Raw genomic sequence first — 20925 nt, forward strand, 5'->3', positions numbered from 1 at the left:
CGCGACTCCCACAAAAATCACAAACATCCTGCTTTCAGTGATTCGCTTAATGCATAAAAAATTGAAATGTTTGCTCATCATTTTGAAGAGAAAAGCTAACTTTTATGTTCTGGCGGACCATCGCCCAGAAGCACGGCAATTTTGTGACCTGCCGCCGTAGGTTCAAGGGCTATTTTGAGCACAATCGTCAGCGGCACCGAAAGCAACATGCCGACCGGCCCCATCAGCCATCCCCAGAATATCAGCGACATAAAGACCACAAGCGTCGATAACCCCAATCCGCGCCCCAGAATTTTCGGATCAATAATGCTGCCGAAAATCAGATTGATGAGGATATAGCCCCCTGCCAGGATCAGCCCTTCACTGAAACCGTTAAACAAAAATGCCTGAATGATCGGCGGAATAGCCGCGATAAAAGAACCAATATTGGGAATGTAATTCAGGGCGAAAGCCAGCATCCCCCACAGGAACGCAAAACGGATGCCGGTAACTGCCAGCAAGGCCCAAACTGCCAGCCCCGTCACCACACTTATCAGCGTTTTGATCACCAGATAGCGTGTCACGCTGTCCAGGGCACGCTGAATATTAGCCATTCCTTTGCCCGGGTCCTCAGACATCTGCTCCACTTTGTAGGGCAGTTGCGGGACTTCAAGCAGCATGAATGCCACGGTCATCAGCAGTAAGAACAGACCGGCCATGGCGTTGGACAAATAGCTGATTAACTTACTGACCATATTCAGCGTCGCCGCCGGATCGATGTAACTGGCCAGTTGCTCGGGAGATAACGTCAGTTCGCTTTGCGGAAACCAGGCCTCAATATCACTGAGTTTGTCGACAATAAGCCCGCGATATTGTGGCAATGTGCGGGCAAATTCATTGAGCGTCACCAGCAGTTTGGTGGTCAGAAAAACCATCATGCAAATAACCAGCGTTGCCACCAGCAAAACAGCGAGTGCCCGGGGCACCCGCCATTTTTCCAGTAAGACAATCAGCGGGTTCAATACGAAAGCCAGAAACAGCGCCAGAATAAAGGGCACGATGATATCTGCAGCAGATTTAATCCCCGCGAAGATCACTACCAGCATCGCCATCATTACAACAATTTTCAGACCCTGAGTTGTCACGATCGTTTTACGCAAGCCTTTCTCTCCTGAAGCTGGCCGGATCCTTAGCGAGATTTCACCCACTCACGCAGACGCTGGATATGCAGATACAGCGCCGGAATAAACAGGATCCCCACCGTCGTGGATAGCAACATACCACTGAACACCGTAACGCCGATGATATGCCGACTCATGGCACCTGCACCGGATGCCATGACCAGCGGTAACACCCCGAGAATGAACGAGATTGCCGTCATCATTACCGCACGGAAACGCTGTTTCGCGCCGTCCTGCGCCGCTTCGCTAACGGATGCCCCCTCTTCTCTTCTGGCTTTTGAGAATTCAACAATCAGAATGGCATTTTTCGCCGCGAGGCCGATTAACAAGACCATACCAATCTGAGCATATACGTCGTTGCTCAGCCCCGCCATGTGCAGGCCGCCGATTGCACCAAACACCGCGAAAATCACAGAAATCATCACAACAAGAGGAATGCTCCAGCTTTCGTATTGCGCCACCAGAAACAGATACGCAAACAGCAGTGCCGCGGCATAGATAAGGATGGCCTGGCCACCAGCCTGAATTTCCTGCAATGACATGCCGGTCCATTCATAGCCGTAACCCGCAGGCAGCTTCTCGCTCAGGATATGTTCCATCTGCGCCATCGCCTCACCGGAACTGATGCCGGGTGCCGCCGAGCCGCTGATAGCCAGTGAAGGGAACTGATTATATTGCGTGATAAACGGTGCACCCAGCGACGGTGTCAGTTCAACCATCTTCGCCAGGCTAACCAGTGAGCCGTTGTCGCTGCGTACCGTGAGTGTGGATATCTGGTCTGCGCGCTGACGATCTTCCATTTCGTTTTGCATCTGCACATTGAACAGACGGTTATTGATGATGAAATCGCTGACGTTCACGCCACCAAGTGATGTCTGCAACGTACCGAAAATACGGCTGACCGGTACCTGTAACAGCGCCGCACGGTCACGATCCACACTCAGGGCGATTTCCGGCACGGATGCACTAAAGGTAGTAAACACACGGCTCAGATTAGGATCCTGGTTAGCGGCCTGGATCAGCGCCTGTCCGGTGAGAGCCAGTTCCTGTGGCGATTGCCCCTGTAACGCCTGCAAACGTAAATCCAGCCCTGAGGCCGTACCTAATCCGGAAATCGCGGGCGGATTTATTGCCATAATCATTGCAGATGGAATACCCGCCATCGCCGGTTGCAGGCGACCAATCACCTGATCCACACTGTCGCGTTCACCCCACGGCTTGAGCAACACGATACCAAAGGCGGCGTTTGGCGAACTCCCGCCACTCAGCAGGCTGAAGCCACTGATGGCGATCACATCCTCGACCGCCGGGTCTTTTTGCATAATCTGCTGCATCTGCCCGAGCACGGCATCGGTGCGGTTTAATGACGCCCCGTCGGGTAACTGCACATTCACGAAGAAGTAGCCCTGATCTTCATCCGGCAGGAAGGATTTTGGCAAACTGCTGTAGCCCCATACACAGGCTCCGCCGATCACCAGAACCGTTACAACGCTGGTGAACACATTTTTACTGATGCCCCGTGCGGCTTTCACATAGACATCGCGAACAGCGTCCAGCCCCTGATTAAACCAGTGGAAAACACGGGCCGGCTTCGCAGGTCGCGGCTTGAGAAGGGTTGCGCACAGCGCTGGGGTCAGGGTCAGCGCGTTGATACTTGAAAGAACAACGGCCGCCGACAGAGTGACAGCAAACTGACGATACAGCGCACCGGTAATACCCGGCAGAACCGCAATGGGCACAAATACCGCCAGCAGAACCACAGTAGTGGCGATGACCGGCCCGGCAATTTGCTTCAGAGCTTTGCGGGTTGCGGCCACACGCCCGAGCGACGGATCCTCCATCATCAGGCGCTCAACGTTTTCCACCACCACGATGGCGTCATCGACCACTACCGTCAGCGCCAAAATAATGGCAAACAAGCTGAGGGTATTGGCGGAATAGCCAAAGGCATAAAGCACGGCAAACGTTCCCAGTAAAGACACCGGAATGGTCAGTGCGACGATGAATGTCGCCCGCATACTTTGCAGGAACAGATAAACAATCGACAGGACGACGACGAAGGTCAGTACCAGTGAAACGGCAATCTCATCAAGCGTAGCACTGACAAAACGAGTCGAGTCGAATTTGATTTCATAGGTAAGATCATCCGGGAAATTGCGTGCCTGACGCGACATTTCCTCCCGCACAGCATTCGCCACATTCAGCGCATTTGCCCCCGGTGCGGGATAGACTGACAGGAAGGCAGACGGCGTCTGATTCAGTGTCGCATTCACCTGATAATCCTGCGCACCCAGTTCAATACGCGCGACATCGCGCAAACGCACCGTACCGCCATGAGCATTTTTACGCACAATAATATTGCCGAACGCTTCCGGCGAACTCAGACGCCCCGCGCCGCTGATGGTCAGGGTTTGCTGCTGCATTGACGGACTCGGTGACGCGCCAATCTGCCCGGCCGCCGCCTGCACATTCTGATTCTGAATAGCGGCGCTGATTTCCATACTGCTGACATCCAGCGCTTCCATTTTGCGCGGGTCCAGCCAGATACGCATGCTGTAATCACGGGAACCGAAAACCCGGACATCACCTACACCATCCACACGCGCCAGCGCATCACGCAACTGAATGCTGGCAAAGTTGCTGATAAACAGCATGTCATGGGTATTTTCCGGTGAAAGGAGGCTGATGCCCATCAGAATATTAGAAGCCTGTTTGCGCACCGACACGCCCGTGTTCAGCACTTCCGGCGGAAGACGTGAGCTGACCTGTGAAATACGGTTTTGTACTTCAACAGCCGCCGTATCCGGATCCGTACCGCTGGCGAACGTAATAGTCAGCGTGTAGCTGCCGTTATTGCCGCTGTTCGACGACATATACAGCATGTTACTGACACCGTTAACCTGCGCCTCAGTCGGCGCGGCAACGGATTCCGCTACGTCCCGTGCACTCGCACCGGGATAAATAGCACTGACTGACACCACGGGTGGCGTGATATCCGGATATTGCTCAACCGGAATGACCTTCAGGGCGACGGCACCAATCAGCGCCGTCACCAGCGCGATGACAACCGCAAAGCGGGGTCTTTTAATAAATTGCTGGAGCATCGTTATTCCTTAACGTTTCTTCGCGGCCATATCCGGGGCATCCGTAGCAGCCCGTGCATTCACTTCCATACCTGGCCGGATCCATTGCAGGCCTTCTGTCACAACTTTTTCTCCGCCCTGCAAACCCTCAATGACGAAATAGCCGTGTCCCGTTTGTGCACCAAGACGCACCGGGCGTGCTTCCACGCGCTGTCCGTCATTCACCAGCAAGACAAAGTGCCCTGCCGCATTTTGCTGCAAAGCCTGCGCAGGCAGTACCGGCAGAGAATGTCCGGAACGCGGCTCTGCGGCCACATTCACGGTGCCCCCCGGCAGCAAACGATGGTCTGGATTTGCCACGGTCAGCCTGACCGGCAAGGTCCCTGTTTGCGCATCAATACGATTGCCGAGGGATTCCAGCACGGGCGCTTTCATATAAGGTGAACCGTCCGATAAGCGCAGAGAAAGCGTCATGTTATCGGCAGAGAAAGCGTCTTCCAGCGTGCCACTGCTGTGGCTGGCACTGAGAACATCACGTTCATTCACTGAAATCACCACACGTACCGGATCGAGTTGCACGATTTCCGTGAGTGCACCGCTGGCCGGATTCACCAGACTGCCGGTATGAAAATGGCTCACGCCGATGCGCCCTGCAATGGGCGCCGTAATGCGGGTATAGCTTAGTTGCAGTTCCTGCATTTTTAACGCCGCCTGCGCCTGCGCGACAGCCGCACGGGCGGTATCACGGGCAGCCAGCGCGGTATCGACATCAGACTGGCTGACGGTACGCGCATCACCGAGACGCTGTATGCGGTTCAGATGGGTTTGTGCATGGCGTGCGGTAGCATTGGCGCTGTCGAGCTGGGCTTTGGCCTGAGCGACAGCCGCCTGATGCAAGGCGGGATCGATTTCATACAAGACGTCGCCGGCATTCACAAACTGCCCCTCCTCAAAGGCCCGGCGGGCGATAAATCCTTCCGTCCGGCTGGTCACATTGACGGCCTGAACAGCTTCAAGACGCCCGAGATAGGTCCGGCTGACGCCATCAGGTTGAGTGGTGATGGTCGCAGTGGTCACCGTCGGCAAAGGCTGCGCCGCCACGCGGGTCAGGGGGAATAATAATGTTGTCAGCAGCACTGGCACTGCCATAAAACGGCTCATTGCAGGAAACATATGTCACTCTCCATGTGATGTCGGATGGTGCTCTTTTAATTCAGCTAAAGCGCCCACACCGGCAAACATCAAATATTAATCTATAAAAAAATTCCTAATCAGGATTATTGAGAATTATAAATATTGTCTGATATCACAAACTGATCTCGATCACCTCGAGAATCAACCTTTAACATATTTACGTTTTATTTAAGAAACATTTAGATTGATAGCCTGAATAACAAAACTTCATGTTCACATCAAAATGACCGGCTAATGAAAAGCATCAACAAGGATTAATCACTCCTGAAATCATTATTTTTACTCAAATTTTTAGTATCAGGATTAACTTTACCTTCGATGACAAAACCTTACAGACCCCTGTCATCACTGAAACCGATATAATCAAAACTGCCATAAGATAACAAAAGCAAAAGCACTGAAGGAAACCTTCCTGATACCATCAAAAATAATGAACAAGTTAAATTAATCGGTTAATTTGAAAATAATAGTTTGCCAATATGTTTCCAAATGTTTATTTTCCACAAACACCCTCTTCACTGAGAACATCATCTTATGCTGTGGAAAAATACACCTGCACGCTTTGGCCATATTTCAGTGTTAATTCACTGGCTCATCGCTTTGGCCGTTTATGGTTTATTTGCACTGGGATTATGGATGGTCGGATTGGGCTATTACGACACCTGGTATCACCGTGCACCGGAAATACATAAAAGTATCGGCATCCTGATTTTTGCTGCGATGGTATTTCGTCTTGCTTGGCGGTTTATTTCTCCGCCACCTAAGCCGCTGGCAAGCTACAGCGTGAAAACGCGTATTGGCGCCTGGCTGGCTCATGTTCTGCTGTTCATCGGCCTGTTCGGCATTCTGATCAGCGGTTATCTGATTTCGACGGCTGAAGGTCAGCCTGTCAGTGTCTTCGGCTGGTTTGAGATCCCTGCCACACTGTCTGGACTGGAACAACAGGCCGATATCGCGGGCACGCTGCATCTGTGGATGGCGTGGGGCATTGTGATCATCTCAGGTTTTCACGCCCTTGCCGCGCTTAAACATCATTTCATCGATCGTGACAGCACCCTGACCCGCATGCTGGGGCGCTGATCCGGCTCACGGTCAGCTCTTTACTTATGTTGTTCATATTATGGATAAACGGAGAATAACCATGTTGAAAAAGACCACTCTGGGTTTAACCCTGGCGTCGCTGTTACTGGCGGCGGGTTCGGCAACGGCAGCCAGCTACAAGATCGACAAAGAAGGTCAGCACGCTTTTATTGAATTCCGTATCAAGCATTTAGGTTACAGCTGGCTGTACGGCAGCTTTAATGATTTCGATGGCGGATTCACTTTTGATGAGAAAGATCCCGCTGCGGATAAAGTGAATGTCACGATTAACACCACCAGCGTATTCACCAATCACGCCGAACGTGACAAACATTTGCGCAGCGCTGAATTCCTGAATGTTGGCAAACATCCGCAGGCCACATTCAAATCAACGTCAGTGAAGAAAGAAGGTGAAAATCTGGCAGTGACTGGCGATTTCACGCTGAACGGCGTCACCAAACCTTTAACGTTACAGGCTAAGTTGCTCGGTCAGGGCAAGGATCCATGGGGCGGTTATCGTGCAGGTTTTGAAGCGGCAGGGTCCATCGCGCTGAAGGATTATGGAATTACTACCGATCTCGGTCCGGCATCGCAGAATGTCGAGCTGATTATTTCGGTCGAGGGTGTGCAGGAGAAGTAATCCCCTTCCCTCAACGTATAAAGCCCTGAATCGCTGCCGCCATTCAGGGCTTTTTTATACACGCCGGTCAGTCGTTTTCAGGTGCCGGAATATGCATGGTGGTTTGCAATAAGCCTTTGGACTTATTGAATATTTTTATGCCATTCTCACGACCCGCGCGCAATGCACGTTGTTCTTCTACTGGCAGCTTCAGCTCTGTCATACAGATTTCGCTGCAACAGCCGTCAAATTTCGCCGCACACGTCGGGCACTGAATAAACAGCAGATGGCAGCCGTCGTTTTTGCAGTTGGTATGGTTATCGCAGGCCACACCGCACTGGTGACAGTGTGCAATCACGTCATCGGAAATACGCTCGCCCATACGTTCATCAAAGACAAAGTTTTTGCCTTTAAATTTTACCGGTAACCCCTGCTCTTTGGCACGGCGTGCATATTCGATAATACCGCCTTCCACGTGATAGACGTTTTTAAAACCGTTATGCAACATGTATGCGCTGGCTTTCTCACAGCGAATGCCGCCAGTGCAATACATCACGATTTTCTTGTCTTTGTCTTCTTTAAGCATATCAACGGCCATAGGCAGTTGATCGCGGAAAGTGTCAGACGGGACTTCAATCGCATTATCAAAATGCCCCACTTCGTATTCGTAGTGGTTGCGCATATCGACAAACAATGTGTCCGGATCGTCAATCATGGCGTTGACCTGTTCGGCTTTCAGGTACTCACCCACATTTGACGGGTCGAAAGAATCATCATCAATCCCGTCCGCGACAATGCGGTCACGCACTTTGAGACGCAATACCCAGAAGGATTTACCATCATCTTCCAGCGCGACATTCAGGCGGATCTGATCCAGCGCCGGATGGCTGGAAAACAGCACGGTTTTGAACGCTTCAAACTGGCTTTGCGGCACGCTGATTTGTGCGTTAATCCCTTCTTTTGCCACGTAAATACGGCCAAATACGTTAAGGCGTGTCAGGCTGACGTACAGGGCGTCACGAAAGGCTTTTGGATCTTCGAGCTGGAAATACTTATAAAAAGAAACCGTAGTGCGGGGCTCAGTTTCAGCCAACATGCGCGCACGCAGTTCCTCATTAGAAATACGGTTATGTAACACTGGCATGGTGTACGTTCCTGTCTTTCAGGGGAATTTAACTATTGATACCGAATAGCTACTTTTGAAGCGGCAAGATTATACATTAAAGCAACAATGAGGACATCTCCCGTTGCAAATTCGTCAGGAGAAAAACACCTGCTGTACATTGCCCATTTTTGAAATGCGATAACCTATTCTTAGTTGTTATCTATTCTTGTAGTCCATCACCACGCTGAATTTTAAGGGGCATGAAACATGAGTAAGCTTTTTGAACCGATTTCCTTAGGGAAGCTGACACTCGCTAACCGCATCGTGATCGCGCCAATGTGCCAGTATTCATCCGACGAAGGGAAAGCCACGTCCTGGCATCACGCGCATCTCGGGCAGTTATCCTTTTCAGGTGCGGGTTTGCTGATCCTTGAAGCGACCGCTGTCGAGGCCGTGGGGCGTATCTCGGCTCAGGATCTGGGCTTGTGGGACGATGCAACCGAAGCGGCCATGAAGGATTTAGTGACCGGCTTACGTGAAAACAGCGATATGCCACTTGGCCTGCAACTCGGACATGCGGGACGTAAAGCGTCGTGTGCTGCGCCGTGGCAAGGCGGAGCACAAATCGCCCAGTCAGCGGGTGGCTGGCAGACGATTGCGCCTTCCGCCGTTGCCTTCACCGAAGGCACTGAGGCCCCGCAGGCAATGTCGCTGGAGCGAATCGCTGAGCTGAAAAAAGCCTATGTCGATACAGTTCGTCGCGCCGACCGTCTGGGCTTTGATCTGCTGGAACTGCATGGCGCTCACGGTTATCTGCTGCACCAGTTCCTGTCGCCACTTTCAAACCAGCGCACCGACCAGTACGGCGGCTCACTGGAAAACCGTATGCGCCTGCTGCTGGAGATCTTCGGGGAAATCCGTGCGGCATTCCCGGCAGAAAAACCGATTGGTGTGCGTATTTCCGCCACCGACTGGGTGGAGGGAGGCTGGGATCTGGAGCAATCCATTGAACTCGCCAAAGCGCTTGATGAACTGGGTTGCAGCTACATTCACGTCTCCAGCGGCGGTCTGAGTCCGCATCAGAAAATCACCGTCGGCCCGAACTATCAGGTGCCATTTGCTGATGGCATTAAGCGTTATGTGAAAATGCCGGTGATCGCTGTGGGTCTGATCACTGAACCGGAACAGGCGGAAGCCATTATCGGCACCGGACAGGCAGACATGATTGCTCTGGCACGCGGTATTTTGTATAACCCCCGCTGGCCCTGGCATGCAGCGGCAAAACTGGGGGAAAAAGTGGCCGCGCCGAAACAGTACTGGCGCAGCGAACCGCATAGCGTCAAAGGCCTTTTCCTGCCGGAATAATAACCAGATTTAAGATTAACGCGAAAGTCGCCAGAAAGGGGATTTTGCAAACGTGATCACGGGCGGCCCGACAGCCGCCCGTTTCATTGACAAAAAGACATTCTCTATTGATATTTGAATTGATGGTGAATGAATATGCCGGGACATTAATGAGAATTCGTTTTGTTTTTCATTCACTCAACCTATAAATAAATGAGGTATTAGTGCCGTGAATTTTCACCTCACATCAAAAAAATGCCACAATATGTCACTTTGCTGCAGAAGATAACGGACAACACATATTCCGGATGAATATGTGTGCGTGTTTCTGTGGCAGGCTGCTGCATTAGACAGAGCTTATAAACTTTCTACTTCGACTCACTGACGCAGAGATTCTATGACTCAGGTACCAACCTTTAATCGTTCGTTACTGCACCCTCGTTACTGGATCACCTGGATGGGTCTGGGACTGCTTTATGCACTGGTGTTACTGCCTTATCCGGTTATTTATCGCATCGGTACCGGGCTAGGTCGCTTCTCAATGCGCTTCCTGAAACGTCGCTATAAAATCGCCAGACGCAATATCGAATTGTGTTTCCCGGATATGCGTCCGGAACAGCGCGAAGATATGATTGTGAAAAATTTCGAATCCGTCGGCATGGGGTTGTTTGAAACCGGCATGGCGTGGTTCTGGCCAGACTGGCGCATCGAGCGCTGGTTTAAAGTCAGCGGTCTGGAACATATCCAGCATGCGCGTGATAACAAGCAAGGCGTTCTGCTGATCGGTGTACATTTCCTGACGCTGGAACTGGGTGCACGTATCTTTGGTATCCATAATCCTGGCGTGGGGGTTTACCGTCCTCACGATAACAAGCTGATGGATTGGATCCAGACCAAAGGCCGAATGCGCTCGAATAAAGGGATGCTGGATCGCAAAGATCTCAAAGGGATGATCCGCAGCCTCAAGCAAGGCGACATCATCTGGTACGCGCCTGATCATGACTACGGCCCGCGCGCCAGCGTATTTGTACCGTTCTTCGCGGTCGATAAAGCCGCCACCACCACCGGGACATATCTGCTGGCACGCATGGGCAAACCGGCAATTATTCCCTTCACTCCGCGCCGTCTGCCGAAAGGGGAAGGTTATGAGATGATTATTCACCCTCAGGTCGCTGACTTCCCGCTGGATGATGAAGTGGTTGCCGCCACGTATATGAATAAAGTGGTGGAAAACGAGATCTGTCAGGCGCCGGAGCAATATATGTGGCTGCACCGTCGCTTTAAAACACGCCCGCAAGGTGAGCCTTCGCTCTATAAAGCCCTTAGCGATTAATCACCCGGAACCGGTCCGGCAGCCGCAGGTCCGGTTTTTTTGATTTTCTTCATCAGTTTTTTTCACAGACTTCTTCAAACTTATCAGATTTGATCCCACCCGATTTAGGCCAATACTCTCTCCATAATTTCTGCATGTGATTACTCCGCTGATTTTGGAGCCGCGTGCCTCCCGCCTCTTAAAGGCATGTTACCTTTGCAAGGAACACATTATGTTGGCAAAACTGAACTCCGCTTTTACCCGTGCTGTTGATCATCAGAACTTTGGTAAGCTTTTGTTGCGTCTGACTTTTGGTATTTTAGTTTTATTCCACGGTGTAGCAAAAATGGAAAATGGCGTGGGCTGGATTGCACAGATGTTACAGGCTGATGGCCTGCCGGGCTTTATTGCTTACGGTGCGTACATCGGTGAAGTGATTGCGCCGGTTCTGATTATTCTGGGCATCTTGACCCGCCCTGCCGCTCTGGTGCTGGCATTCAACATTTTAGTGGCAGTTTTCCTGGTCGTGGGTGGCAAATTTTTCACCGTTACTGAAGTCGGTGCATGGGGGCTGGAAGGTGAAGCTCTGTACTTCTTTGGTGGTCTGGTCATCATGTTCCTGGGCAGCGGCCGCTACTCTGTCATGAAGAACGAAGCCCTGCGCTAAGATCCGGTTTTAGTATTGCGTTTTTAATTCTTTGTCTGTCGCGGTCAGCCTCCTTGCTGACCGTTTTTTTGGCTTTCATCTGCTCTCCCTCACTCCTCAAGACTTTTTGAACCTGTATTTCACTTCGCTTGTTACAGTTCGTTAACATCATTGAAGTGAATGATAATTAGGCGCATAATTATTAAGCCAATTGATTGTTACTTATGCTCTGCCTTGTTTCTTTGTGTCATTCCAGAGCGAATCTGACCTCTTTCTTCGGTATTTTATGACTTCGGCCTCTGAACCTGAAATCGCCCCAGATCCCATTAACTGGAAACGTAATCTGTTTGTCGCCTGGATCGGTTGCTTCCTGACCGGTGCCGCATTCAGTCTGATCATGCCCTTCCTGCCCCTTTACGTGGAAACCCTCGGCGTAACCGGTCATGAATCCCTGAATATGTGGTCGGGTCTGGTTTTCAGTATCACCTTCTTGTTTTCCGCCATCGCCTCCCCCTTCTGGGGCGGACTCGCGGACCGTAAAGGCCGCAAAATCATGCTGCTGCGATCCGCACTCGGCATGTCCATCGTCATGGTATTAATGGGCTTCGCGCAGAATATCTGGCAGTTCCTGATTCTTCGCGCGTTACTTGGCTTGCTGGGTGGATTTGTTCCCAATGCTAACGCGCTGATCGCCACACAAATCCCGCGCAATAAAAGCGGCTGGGCGCTGGGTACGTTATCAACTGGCGGTGTCAGCGGTGCGCTGCTCGGGCCACTGGTCGGAGGGTTGCTGGCGGACAGCTATGGTTTGCGTCCGGTGTTCTTTATCACCGCGTCGGTGCTGTTTTTGTGTTTCATCATGACGCTTTATTTTATCCGTGAGCAGTTTGTCCCGGTGAGCAAAAAAGACATGCTGAACCGTAAGCAGGTCTTTGCCTCGCTGAAAAATCCTAAACTGGTGCTGTGTTTGTTTGTCACCACCATGATTATTCAGGTGGCGACGGGTTCGATTGCGCCGATCCTGACGCTTTACGTACGGGAGCTGGCCGGTAATACACAAAACCTGGCGTTTATCAGCGGCATGATTGCTTCGGTACCTGGCGTGGCCGCGCTGATGAGTGCACCGCGTTTAGGCAAACTCGGCGACCGGATTGGCCCCGAGCGGATCCTGGTGGCGATGATGGCGTTATCTGTGTTGTTGCTGATCCCGATGGCCCTGGTACAAACACCCCTGCAACTGGGTATTTTGCGTTTTCTGCTGGGTGCCTGCGATGGCGCATTGCTGCCGGCCGTTCAGACCCTGCTCATCTATAACTGCACTAATCAGGTAGCAGGACGGGTATTCAGCTACAACCAGTCGTTCCGTGATGTCGGCAATGTCACCGGTCCGTTACTGGGTGCGGCGGTCTCAGCCAGTTACGGCTTCCGGACGGTATTTTTTGTTACGGCGATGGTGGTGTTATTCAACGCGGGATATTCGTACTGGTGTCTGCAACGCCGGCCTCATCAGGCCATGATTGACTAAATTCCAGCCGACGAAGCAGCGAGGCTTATTGAGATTTTTCTGCCAGCGGCGGCACTGACATGTAATCCGGCACCTCGACGACGGCCAGACGCACTTCGTAATGCTTGCCTGCCGTTGTAGCCGGAAGTACCGACGTCAGTTTCTGAATAGTTTCAGTCGGGTTATCACTGGCTACGCTGGCACAGAACAGTTGCCCCGGATGGCAAAAGCCGACCATCATTGGCGGCGGTGGCAGCATGCCCTCGCCGTGGAAGGGTGGCAACCCGTGCGGCTGTTCTATCGGTGATTGGGGATGTGTATTTTCAGCCGCGGTACTGGCCACGCTGAATAATACGCCAAGGCCACACAGCGGCATGAGCAAAACGCGGGAAAGAGTCTTCATAACATTCACCTTATCTTGAGAAGTCTGAATCACTTTATGCCTCAAACGCTGCCCGTGTAGCCGGTTTGCTAAACTTTTACCCTCTCCCCTCACAGCCTTTGCAAAGCTGAAATTCCGCTGACATTCGCGCCTATGCCGTCCAGTCCCGCAAAGCCAGCACCACCCGATAACCGTCAATATCCTCGAAGGTTTTACCGCATTCATCCCAGTAGGGATTAAACGAAGGCACGACGATAAAACCGGCCTGCAGCATCCGTTCGCACTGCGTCAGCCACTGCTGATTATCAGGAATATAGAACACCAGGAGATTATCTTCGGTGGGCGCACGCCCCACGGAGGAACCGAGATGATGGGTAAACTCGAGATGATAATGATGATGCGGATGCCCGACCAGCACGCCATCAAACCCCTGGTGGTCACTAAAACTGCCGATGATGTCGAAACCCAGCCCCTGCGAATACATGCGGGCTACCTGCTCAAGATTGTCCGTCGGGCGCGCCACCCGTAATACTGATTGTCGTGAAACCATGTGCACTCCCGTTTTTTAAACCGCCGCAAAGTCGCCAGCGAGAAATTGAGAATAGCAGAAATAAATCCGACTGATTTAGTCTGAAAACTTGCATCCTGTCAGTTATAGACAACAATCATTTAATCAGGTTTTCCCCTGTCAGATGGCCGTTACTTGTTCATTAATAACGCTATTTGCTGCACAACCATTAACAGTTTCAACTCAGGAGACAACAATGAGCATGTATGCAACGCTTGAAGAAGCTATTGATGCCGCCCGCGAAGAATTCCTTGAAGCCGCGCAGGATAGGATCCATGACGACGAAGAGCCAGTTCCGGACCAGTTTAATCTGCAGAAATACATCATGCAGGATGGCGATGTGATGTGGCAGGCGGAATTCCTCAGCGGCGAAGGTGATTCCATCGATGCGCTGACGTTCCGTAGCGGTGCGGCGGCGCAGGCTATCTTTGACGAGGATTATGATCAGATAGAACTCGAAGAAGAATGGCAGGAAGAAGCCACGTTGTATGAATGGGATGAAGGTGAATACCAGCATGAACCGCCGCTGGATACTGAAGAAGGTAAAGCGGCAGCTGAAGAATGGGACGATGAAGACGAGTATCCGGGTCGTGATATTGATTAAGTTATTTTATTCGTAAGGCCCGTGGCGGGCGTCAACCGGCAGCATGAAAGTGTCGACAATCATCGACAGCGGAACATCGATGACGGTGACATAACGCCACGGACTGTCCCGCAAATCCCACTGCACACCGGGATAATACTGGTTGCCATGCCCCTGTCCCGGCACAGTCCGGCTGATAATACTGCCGCATCCGGTCAGTACCGTCGCCACTAACGCCAGCACGCATCCGCGAAAAATAACCCGATTAATCACTCACCCAACCTGTCGATTCAATTCAAAAGAGGCACATTCAGAAGCGCTGAATAGCGCTGTCAGCTTATCATGCACAGCGCCTGCCTTATGTTAAGGCGAGGTAAAATTCCTGCATGACCTGCTAAAGAGTAACCCGTCTTTCATCACAAAGAAAACGGGCAGTATGTTTTCACATACTGCCCGTTTTTTATTCACTCCATGTCATTTTCAGGCGGGTTTAACTTCCAGCGTCTGAGTGACAGGGAATGCCTGCGCATTGCGAGGTAATTGCTGGTAGTAAGCACTCCAGGTCTGCTGATCAGGTTGCGTCCACACCGCAGAGTGTAAACGCGCCATCAGCACCGGATCGCTCAGCAGAATCAGACGATCCGCCTTGCCCAGATCCTTAGGACCGGTTTTCAGCGCATGCTCCAGGTGGGCACGACGGCCGTTTTCTACCGTTTCACGCAACAGGTGACGGGATGTTGCCATCGCCGTTGCCAGTGCGTTGAAGCCCGGATCGAAGACCGCATGCATAAAGCCATTTTGCAGCTTACGCGAACGGTTCAGCGCCAGATATTCCTCGGTAGCCACCAGTTCACGCGGAGGATCATATTCTTCCGGGATCAGGAACAGCTTGGCCTTCTTACTCTTAATCCCCAGCGTTGCACGGCTCGACAGTACAGAGACGATTGGCGACAGGATCAGGGAGAAGACGATTGGCGCAAGCCACCACAGGAAACGCAAGTCCAGCCACGCCATACCGGCAGCCCAGACCGCACCCAGCAACAACTGAGAACCATGGCGTTTAAAGGCTTCGCCCCACGGAGTATCGTCGTCATCACGCTGCGGTGAGTTCCAGACCACTTCCCAACCCAGGAACGCGCTGACCACGAAGACGGTGTGGAACAACATACGTACCGGCGCCAGTAATACTGAGAACAGCATTTCGAGGAACATGGAAATCAGCAGTCGGAATGCACCACCAAACTGTTTCGCCCCCTTCGCCCAAATCAGCACGATACTCAGCAGTTTTGGCAGGAACAGCAACACCATGGTGGTCGAGAACAAGGCTATCGCCAGTTCAGGACGCCACTGCGGCCACACAGGGAACAGCTGACGGGGTTGCAGGAAATACTGCGGTTCCATCAGTGTGTGCACGACCTGCAATGCGGTAGACAAAGCCAGGAACGTAAACCATAACGGCGCGGACAGATAAGACATCACGCCGGTCAGGAACACCGCACGGTGAACCGGATGCATCCCTTTCACCAGGAACAGGCGGAAGTTCATCAGGTTACCGTGGCACCAGCGACGGTCGCGTTTCAGCTCGTCGAGCAGGTTCGGTGGCAACTCTTCATAACTGCCCGGCAGATCATAAGCAATCCACACGCCCCAGCCCGCACGACGCATCAATGCCGCTTCCACAAAGTCATGAGACATGATGGAACCGGCGAAGGAACCTTCACCGGGCAATGGCGCAAGCGCACAATGCTCAATGAACGGTTTCACACGGATAATGGCGTTATGGCCCCAGTAGTGGGATTCGCCCAACTGCCAGAAATGCAGACCGGCGGTAAACAACGGACCGTAAACACGGGTCGCAAACTGCTGGCAACGTGCATACAGCGTATCCATACCTGACGCTTTTGGCGCAGACTGGATAATACCGGCGTTCGGGTTGGCATCCATCAGACGGGCCAGGCCGGTCAGACATTCGCCACTCATGACGCTGTCAGCATCGAGAATAACCATATAGGCATATTCCCCGCCCCAGCGACGGCACCAGTCATCAATGTTACCGCTTTTACGTTTCACACGACGACGACGACGGCGATAGAAAATACGTCCGTGACCTTCAACGTCGCGGCACACTTCCATCCAGGCTTTTTGTTCCGCTACGCAGATATCCGGATCGTAACTGTCGCTCAGCACGTAGATATCAAACTGATCCAAATCACCCGTCGCTTTAACAGATTCATACGTTGCACGCAGACCCGCGAAAACGCGCTCCACGTCTTCGTTACAAATCGGCATGATCAACGCGGTACGGTTGTTCGGATTCAGCGGCTCATTACCTTTCGTCGAGGCGGTAATGCTGTATTTGTCCCGACCGATGAGCAATTGTAAAAAGCCCATCAATGCCGTCCAGAAACCGGCCGACACCCAACAGAACAGAATGGCGAACAGCACCAGGATCCCGGTCTGTAAGACGTAAGGCAGCAGTTGCAGAACCGACTGTTGCCAGTCCTGATTGAGCATATCGCTTGGGTCGATGAGCGCCCAGCCCTGATACGGCAGAATGGTTTTCATGTACCAGGTCGCGATCGCCGTCTGCACCAGCATCAGAACCAGCAGGATATAGCGACGCACGGAACCGGCGTGACGCCAGCGCTTTTCTGACTCGGGCATATCTGATGTGGTGTGACGCGAAACCGCGCTGCGCCCCATCATATTGTCCCAGAAACGCCCGACCGGGTTGGTGCGCCAGACATCAGGGAACATGCTGGAACGTTTAACCGGTGGCATGGCGCTGGCAATCGTACGCCCTTCGTTATCGACTTCGTCTAACGAGCCCTTTTCAAGGGCATCAGGCCAGCTTGCGCCGACGCGGGCTTTCACTGACACCAATGGCGCATCAGGATCGGCCGCATCAGCTGTGGTCGAGGCATCACCGCCTAAACGGTGATGTACGGTAGCAAAAGCCTGCCCCGGCTCAGCGGGAAGCTGCTGAGAGAGCGCCGCTTTCTGTTCATCAGTAAGCGGCAAAGCTTCTACATAATCTTGAGTAGAGTGCATTGACTTATTCATTTGCAGGCAGCTGATAGCTCCAGGTTTCACTCAGAGTTTTGTCGCCATTGGCCAGAGAAGCGCGCATTTCGATCGCCTTCTTAGGATCCTTCACTTTCAGGCGCAGCGTCAGACGCCAGCCCTTCGTTACAGGATTATAGCGTACGGAGTTTTCAACCAGATCACCGTTGTCGCCCACGCTGACCTGAGACACGACTGGCGTGTCGCTCTTCAGCGCTTTCAGGTTTGGACCGACGAAGTCGACGAGGAAAGCAACGCTGCCATCTGGCTCACGGATCAGATTCGACTGTTTCACATCTCCGGTAGAGCGCATGGTGCGTTCAACCCACGCCAGATCAGGAGAATGCAATTTCTCTTCTTCACGGGTGAAATGTAAACGATAGTTCAGGCTGAGCGGTTTGCCTGCATCGGGTAACTGATCAGGGGTCCAGAAGGCGACGATATTATCGTTGGTTTCATCCGCCGTCGGGATTTCCACCAGTTCAACTTTCCCTTTACCCCAGTCACCTTTGGTCTCAACCCAACCGCTTGGACGCAGGTCATAACGATCGTCCAGGTCTTCGAAGTTAGAGAAACTGCGACCACGTTGCAGCAGCCCGAAGCCTTTCGGGTTCTCCATCGAGAACTGGCTGACGGCAAGGTGTTTCGGATTGTTCAGCGGACGCCAGATCCATTCACCGTTACCGGCGTGAATAGACAGTCCGTTGGAATCATGCAGCGCCGGACGGTAGTTCAGCACCGGCGAAGGCTGGTTTGCGCCAAACAGGAACATGCTGGTTAACGGAGCCACACCCAGTTTGCCGACTTTATCGCGCAGATAAACCTGAGACTGCACATCGACAGTGGCTTCTTTACCCGGATAAACGTCCAGACGATAAGCACCGGTCGCACGCGGAGAATCCAGCAAGGCGTAAATGACTAAATGCTTTTCATCCGGATTAGGACGTTCGATCCAGAACTCACGAAAACGTGGGAACTCTTCGCCGGAAGCCAGCGCGGTGTCGATCGCCAGACCACGGGCAGACAAGCCATAAACCTGGCCTTTACCGATGACGCGGAAGTAGCTGGCACCCAGCACACTCATAATCTCATCATCTTTGTCGGCTTTATTGATGGGATAAAGCACTTTGAAGCCGGCAAAACCGAGGTTTTTCACTGAGTCAGCGTCATGCTTGACGTTGCCAAAGTTGAAGTAGTCCGGGCTGTATTTGATTTCTTTGACTGAATCAGCCGTTACTTCGTTGATTTTCACCGGAGTGTCGAAGTACATACCCTGATGGTAAAACTCAAGCTTGAAAGGCGTATTCAGGTTTTTCCAGTACGCTTTGTCATGATTGAATTGAATTTGTTGGTAGTCTGCGAATTTGAGATCGCGGAACTGAGACGGAAGATTGCTTTTCGGCGCTTCGTAACCTTTATCGGCTAACGCCTTCGCTTGTTTGGCAACATCATCTATAGAAAAAGCCCAGGCAGATGAGGTGAACATGGTCATCAACACTGCGGCACTTAGCAAACGGACTTTGATCATACGTGACCCTATGGAAAAATTTTTATCCGACACCTTGTCTCCTTTACGCGCGCTTCATTCATTTACTGTAACTATTTTAAGGGAAGTGTCAGGTTTCCGACAACTTGAGCAGTCGATGGTTCATCCATTGATGAACCGTTTAAGCGCAACAGGGTACAAGGATATCAATTCGATGAAACTCCGGCTATGGAAACTTGTCCTATAACAAAGCATGTTTTAAGGTTAGAAACTAAACTAATGTCAACGATGGTCATTTTTGCTTACGTGCAAAATTAGCCTTAAAGACAAATTACGCTCTAAAATTAGGATGAGCTACTTACAACGGATACGTAATGACACAGCCAAAACCACAACGTGAGTTTTTCTTAGACTCCATCCGCGCATATTTGATGCTGCTGGGTATTCCTTTCCATATATCATTGATTTACTCCAGTCATATCTGGGCGGTAAACAGTGCAATACCCTCTGACGGCCTGACAATATTTAATGATGTTATTCACGCCTTCCGTATGCAGGTGTTCTTTGTTATCTCGGGCTATTTTTCTTATATGCTGTATGAGCGCTATGACCCGCAGCAGTGGCTGAAGGTGCGTCTGGAGCGGGTTGCCATCCCGCTGGCGGCGGCCTTCCCGCTGATCACGATTCCGCAGCTCTATTTCCTGATGAAATTCACCAGCAAGTTTTCTGACTGGAATAATATGGATTTTTATCAGAGAATTAATGTGACTGTATGGGAACTGGTCTCGCATTTATGGTTCCTGTTAACCCTGGTTATTCTCACCAGCATTTGCTTTTACCTCTTCAAATTTATTAAAGAAATTAAGAATAGTCGTATTCAAATAATAAAAAGCCGTACAAATAGCTTAGGAAAAATCTCAATTATATTTCTTTTTATCGGTTTAATTTACGCGGCATTTAACAGAAGCCTGTATCTTTTTGCACCAAATTTACTTTCCAACGGCGCGTTTAATTTCATCGTCATGCAAACGTTGTTTTATCTGCCGTTTTTCATCCTGGGTGCACTTGCTTATAAATTCTCCTGGCTGAAGGAACTGTTTCTGAAACCCTCCGCGACTGCCGGGGTAGTCAGCATTTTCCTGTTCGCCGCTTACATGTTCAATCAACATGTCAATACGCCACAGCTGTACTCAATGGAAATCGATGCCATCATCACTACCCTGCTCGGGTTCCTGATGGTCAATGTGGTGTTTTCATTCAGCCATTATTTACTGAATTTCCAGGCGCCATGGATCACCTATCTGGTGAACTCATCCTTGTTTATCTATCTGATCCACCATCCTTTAACGCTGATTTACGGTGCGTTCATTACACCGAAAATTCACAGCGACTGGCTGGGGTTCTGGCTGGGGCTGGTGTTTGTATTCGGTATCGCCTTTTTGCTGTATGAAGTGCATAAGCGCATCCCGATCCTGCGGTTCCTGTTCTCTGGCAAACCCCAGCATCCGGCTAAAAAGAATTCAACCGACGCGAATCCGCCGCAGAATCAGGCTTCCTGATACGCGGACATTGACCCCATACAAAGTCAGCGACATGAAAAAGGCGACCTCCGGAGTTAATGCCGGTCACTTAAGGTGACCGGCATTGTTTTTTAAGGGATATTTTGACCTTTTTTCTCTCACTTCCCTCGCATATTCACGCTCACGCCTCGAGGGCAGCTTTAGCATCGCTGCGTTGCTGTAAAAATGCTTCAGATGACCCGGGATGGCTCCCGCTGATGCCCACGGCAGCCCGAT

General features: G+C 51.5%; 17 protein-coding genes and 1 pseudogene. 8 read left to right on the forward strand and 10 right to left on the reverse strand.

All coding sequences use genetic code 11. From position 1 onward, the window contains the following. Positions 1-95 precede the first annotated feature (95 nt). The 3 genes from HGO41_RS22680 to HGO41_RS22690 are packed head-to-tail and all read right to left on the reverse strand — an operon-like array spanning position 96 to position 5416. The gene (locus tag HGO41_RS22680; protein ID WP_037037317.1) at positions 96-1139 is read right to left on the reverse strand and encodes an AI-2E family transporter; all 1044 of its coding nucleotides are present in this window, start codon (positions 1137-1139) and stop codon (positions 96-98) included. Positions 1140-1168: 29 nt separating this feature from the next. Beyond that, positions 1169-4264, reverse strand: coding sequence for an efflux RND transporter permease subunit (locus HGO41_RS22685; protein ID WP_250981483.1), 3096 nt, complete (start codon positions 4262-4264; stop codon positions 1169-1171). Between the two features lie 9 nt (positions 4265-4273). Next, a complete protein-coding gene (locus HGO41_RS22690) occupies positions 4274-5416 on the reverse strand; it encodes an efflux RND transporter periplasmic adaptor subunit (protein ID WP_250981484.1) in 1143 nt (380 codons plus the stop codon). Positions 5417-5971: 555 nt separating this feature from the next. On the opposite strand from HGO41_RS22690, the gene HGO41_RS22695 reads away from it, so the two are divergent. Continuing rightward, on the forward strand, positions 5972-6517 hold the full coding sequence (locus tag HGO41_RS22695) for a cytochrome b (RefSeq protein ID WP_037037309.1): 546 nt from the start codon (positions 5972-5974) through the stop codon (positions 6515-6517). 64 nt (positions 6518-6581) lie between these two features. Next, entirely contained in the window at positions 6582-7157 is a 576-nt protein-coding gene (locus tag HGO41_RS22700) for a YceI family protein (protein WP_015690191.1), read from the forward strand. Between the two features lie 67 nt (positions 7158-7224). Here HGO41_RS22700 and trhO read toward each other — a convergent pair whose 3' ends face one another. Then, positions 7225-8280 carry an oxygen-dependent tRNA uridine(34) hydroxylase TrhO gene (gene trhO, locus HGO41_RS22705; protein WP_013576267.1) on the reverse strand — a complete coding sequence of 352 codons (1056 nt, stop codon included), beginning with the start codon at positions 8278-8280 and terminating at the stop codon, positions 7225-7227. 228 nt (positions 8281-8508) lie between these two features. Here trhO and HGO41_RS22710 point away from each other — a divergent pair, with 228 nt between their 5' ends. The 4 genes from HGO41_RS22710 (at position 8509) to mdtG (ending at position 13068) form a co-directional block, all read left to right on the forward strand. Continuing rightward, complete coding sequence (locus HGO41_RS22710) at positions 8509-9606, forward strand: NADH:flavin oxidoreductase/NADH oxidase (protein ID WP_013576268.1); 1098 nt, start codon at positions 8509-8511, stop codon at positions 9604-9606. A gap of 376 nt (positions 9607-9982) precedes the next feature. Next, positions 9983-10918: a Kdo(2)-lipid IV(A) acyltransferase gene (locus HGO41_RS22715; RefSeq protein ID WP_013576269.1), complete on the forward strand. Its 936-nt coding sequence runs from the start codon at positions 9983-9985 to the stop codon at positions 10916-10918. A 211-nt stretch (positions 10919-11129) separates the two neighbouring features. Next, a complete protein-coding gene (locus HGO41_RS22720) occupies positions 11130-11564 on the forward strand; it encodes a DoxX family protein (RefSeq protein WP_013576270.1) in 435 nt (144 codons plus the stop codon). Positions 11565-11829: 265 nt separating this feature from the next. Continuing rightward, positions 11830-13068 (forward strand): multidrug efflux MFS transporter MdtG, encoded by a 1239-nt coding sequence (gene mdtG, locus HGO41_RS22725; RefSeq protein ID WP_013576271.1) that lies wholly within the window; start codon positions 11830-11832, stop codon positions 13066-13068. 25 nt (positions 13069-13093) lie between these two features. Here mdtG and HGO41_RS22730 read toward each other — a convergent pair whose 3' ends face one another. After that, positions 13094-13450: a hypothetical protein gene (locus HGO41_RS22730; RefSeq protein WP_153374691.1), complete on the reverse strand. Its 357-nt coding sequence runs from the start codon at positions 13448-13450 to the stop codon at positions 13094-13096. Between the two features lie 130 nt (positions 13451-13580). Then, positions 13581-13979: a VOC family protein gene (locus tag HGO41_RS22735; RefSeq protein ID WP_112151615.1), complete on the reverse strand. Its 399-nt coding sequence runs from the start codon at positions 13977-13979 to the stop codon at positions 13581-13583. A gap of 214 nt (positions 13980-14193) precedes the next feature. On the opposite strand from HGO41_RS22735, the gene HGO41_RS22740 reads away from it, so the two are divergent. Further along, a complete protein-coding gene (locus HGO41_RS22740) occupies positions 14194-14601 on the forward strand; it encodes a MysB family protein (protein WP_013576274.1) in 408 nt (135 codons plus the stop codon). A 6-nt stretch (positions 14602-14607) separates the two neighbouring features. Here HGO41_RS22740 and HGO41_RS22745 read toward each other — a convergent pair whose 3' ends face one another. From HGO41_RS22745 to HGO41_RS22755, 3 genes are all read right to left on the reverse strand, one after another. Further along, positions 14608-14853 carry a YceK/YidQ family lipoprotein gene (locus HGO41_RS22745; protein ID WP_013576275.1) on the reverse strand — a complete coding sequence of 82 codons (246 nt, stop codon included), beginning with the start codon at positions 14851-14853 and terminating at the stop codon, positions 14608-14610. A 207-nt stretch (positions 14854-15060) separates the two neighbouring features. Next, positions 15061-17643, reverse strand: a complete 2583-nt coding sequence (mdoH, locus tag HGO41_RS22750) for a glucans biosynthesis glucosyltransferase MdoH (protein WP_013576276.1) — start codon at positions 17641-17643, stop codon at positions 15061-15063. Then, a complete protein-coding gene (locus HGO41_RS22755) occupies positions 17636-19171 on the reverse strand; it encodes a glucan biosynthesis protein G (RefSeq protein ID WP_013576277.1) in 1536 nt (511 codons plus the stop codon). The genes mdoH and HGO41_RS22755 overlap by 8 nt, the downstream gene beginning before the upstream one ends. A gap of 332 nt (positions 19172-19503) precedes the next feature. On the opposite strand from HGO41_RS22755, the gene mdoC reads away from it, so the two are divergent. Beyond that, on the forward strand, positions 19504-20688 hold the full coding sequence (gene mdoC, locus HGO41_RS22760; RefSeq protein WP_013576278.1) for a glucans biosynthesis protein MdoC: 1185 nt from the start codon (positions 19504-19506) through the stop codon (positions 20686-20688). A 66-nt stretch (positions 20689-20754) separates the two neighbouring features. Here mdoC and HGO41_RS22765 read toward each other — a convergent pair. Further along, positions 20755-20925 (reverse strand): annotated as a pseudogene (locus HGO41_RS22765) (IS4 family transposase); the annotation flags it as partial.

The organism is Rahnella sp. CG8, assembly GCF_023701875.1.
GTDB lineage: Bacteria > Pseudomonadota > Gammaproteobacteria > Enterobacterales > Enterobacteriaceae > Rahnella > Rahnella aceris.